The sequence below is a fragment of the Roseateles sp. genome (assembly GCF_049240545.1).
In the GTDB taxonomy this organism is placed as follows: Bacteria; Pseudomonadota; Gammaproteobacteria; order Burkholderiales; family Burkholderiaceae_C; genus Paucibacter_A.
In genome coordinates this window covers 1-1,812 of record NZ_JBMLSK010000300.1, presented here as the reverse complement: position 1 = coordinate 1,812, position 1,812 = coordinate 1, and the positions used below count along the sequence as shown (strand labels likewise).

Annotated in this window: 2 protein-coding genes and 1 pseudogene; 1 reads left to right on the top strand and 2 read right to left on the bottom strand. The window is 59.4% G+C overall.

Going from position 1 to position 1,812, the window contains the following annotated elements:
- Positions 1-121: 121 nt before the first annotated feature.
- Positions 122-330, top strand: a pseudogene (locus ACOVRJ_RS19040) (proteinase inhibitor).
- 79 nt (positions 331-409) lie between these two features.
- On the opposite strand, the gene ACOVRJ_RS19035 reads toward ACOVRJ_RS19040, so the two are convergent.
- Both ACOVRJ_RS19035 and ACOVRJ_RS19030 read right to left on the bottom strand, forming a co-directional pair.
- A complete protein-coding gene (locus ACOVRJ_RS19035; protein ID WP_422045401.1) occupies positions 410-646 on the bottom strand; it encodes a DUF2188 domain-containing protein in 237 nt (78 codons plus the stop codon).
- Position 647: 1 nt separating this feature from the next.
- Positions 648-1,736: a DNA sulfur modification protein DndB gene (locus ACOVRJ_RS19030; protein WP_422045400.1), complete on the bottom strand. Its 1,089-nt coding sequence runs from the start codon at positions 1,734-1,736 to the stop codon at positions 648-650.
- Positions 1,737-1,812: the final 76 nt, after the last annotated feature.

Sequence of the window (1,812 nt, the reverse complement as noted above, 5' to 3'; positions counted from 1 at the left end):
GCATCGCCCCGTCCATCAGTTCGCCCATTCCTGGCATGCCCGACGGCAAGCCGGCTGTCAACCAAAAGGCTGCGCCGTGAAATGCCGCGAACGCTGCGGCGCTTGCTGTACGGCGCCGTCTATGTCTAGCGCTATCCCAGGAATGCCCGGCGAAAACCTGCTGGCGTGCGTTGCATTCAGCTTGACGGGGAAGAGCGGTGCACAATTTTTGGCCATCCAACTCGGCCAAAGGTCTGCACATCCCTGGAAGCAAGCAGTCTCATGTGCGGCGAGAGCCGTGAACAGGCTATGCGTTGGCTTGGATGGATGGAGAGACTCACCGCGCCATAGGTCGGGCGCGTCGGCCACCGCACACCACCCAAGAGCGAAAGCGCCCCGCTGGGCGGGGCGCATGCGAGTAGCGATTAGGTCAGTGCTTCGTGTCGATAGGCGGGCTGGGGTCTCGACCATAGCTATCGCTGTCGCGGATGGTGCCATCTGGTCGATGGATGACTACCTCCACCCTCTCACGCTGCGCCTGCTCACGCGCGCGCTCGATAGCCTGCCGTTGAGTGTCGGCAGTCGACCCAACCCGCTGAGCACCTTCCTTTCTGGTCGCCCAGCCGTCACCATGGCGTACTACATGGATGTCACGCTTCCTGCTCATCTCACAGGTCCTCCACCGTGATTTGCACAGGTTCCTTGTTGATGGAGCGCAGCTCGGCATCGGAGAGGGGCATACCCAACTTACCCTTGACGTAGGCCTTCGTCGCTGCGCGTGCCTGCCGGTTGGACACCACCGAGTTCGCCACGATGCAGATGTTCTCCCAGTCGGGGTTCTTCTTCGACCAGTCGATGCTTTGCAGGCCGGAGAGTCGCTCTTGCCAGGTGCCGTCCTTCATCAGCTCCAGTCCGAGACCACCAAGCGCGCGCAGAACCGTCGAGTGCGAAGCTATCTTTTCTGCACGGAGCTCCCCCGCCTCCTTGTGATGGCTCTGAACGCTGGTCCAGTCCGGCATGTTCTGGGCAACCGCTGACCAATACTTGGTCAGCATCTCGGCGTTCGCGAGGATGTCCTCCTCTTCGCGCCCCTTGAGCAGTTCCCGGTTTGCGTCATAGAGCGCAGCCAACGTGAACAGCTTGGTGGACTTTGCCTTGAGCGAAATGCTGTCCTTGTCGGTCAGGTCGCGAAACACCGGCACCTGTTCGAGCGACGCGAGCGTGGCGGCCGAAATCTTGTCGCGCTTATCGTAGAGGATGTCCAGCGACTTCGAGGTCTTCTGCCCGTATCTGTTCAAGTCTGAGAACATCTGCTGCACCCGGTCCTTGTTCTCGTACGGGAACAGCAGGACGGAAATCGTATGGTCGCCGATGCTCGGGTTCTCTTTCAGCGCCTCAGCGATACCGGCACAACGGTGTTGCCCATCGTTGATGATGAGCTCATCGCCGAGCTTCAACTTCAACACGCCGATGGCACCGTCCATTCCGTTGCCGTTTGGCGCAGGGTCGAACACCGGAGCCGACTTGTAAGACGCGGTGATGGACGAGAAGATGTAGTCGTCCTCGTTCTCGTTGATGTAATCGCGCAACTCAGGGACCCGCTTCTCGTTGAGGATGCGCTGCTCCCGGTCTTCGGGCGTGAAGCCCGCCCAATCCGTGAACTTGAACAAATTGGGAACTGCGCTCATGGGCATGAGGCAGGCGTAGTAGGTGCGGGAGCCAATCTTTCCTCGCATGGCAGGGACGTGAACGTACATGATGCTTTTCCTATGGAGAGCTCTAGTACATCGTTCCATTAAAACCTTTACCATTGAGGCTGCGTCTGCGATGATT

Coding starts and splice junctions, on each gene's coding strand:
- ACOVRJ_RS19035 (WP_422045401.1), bottom strand. CDS start 646: ATGAGCAGGAAGCGTGACATCCATGTAGTACGCCATGGTGACGGCTGG.
- ACOVRJ_RS19030 (WP_422045400.1), bottom strand. CDS start 1,736: ATGTACGTTCACGTCCCTGCCATGCGAGGAAAGATTGGCTCCCGCACC.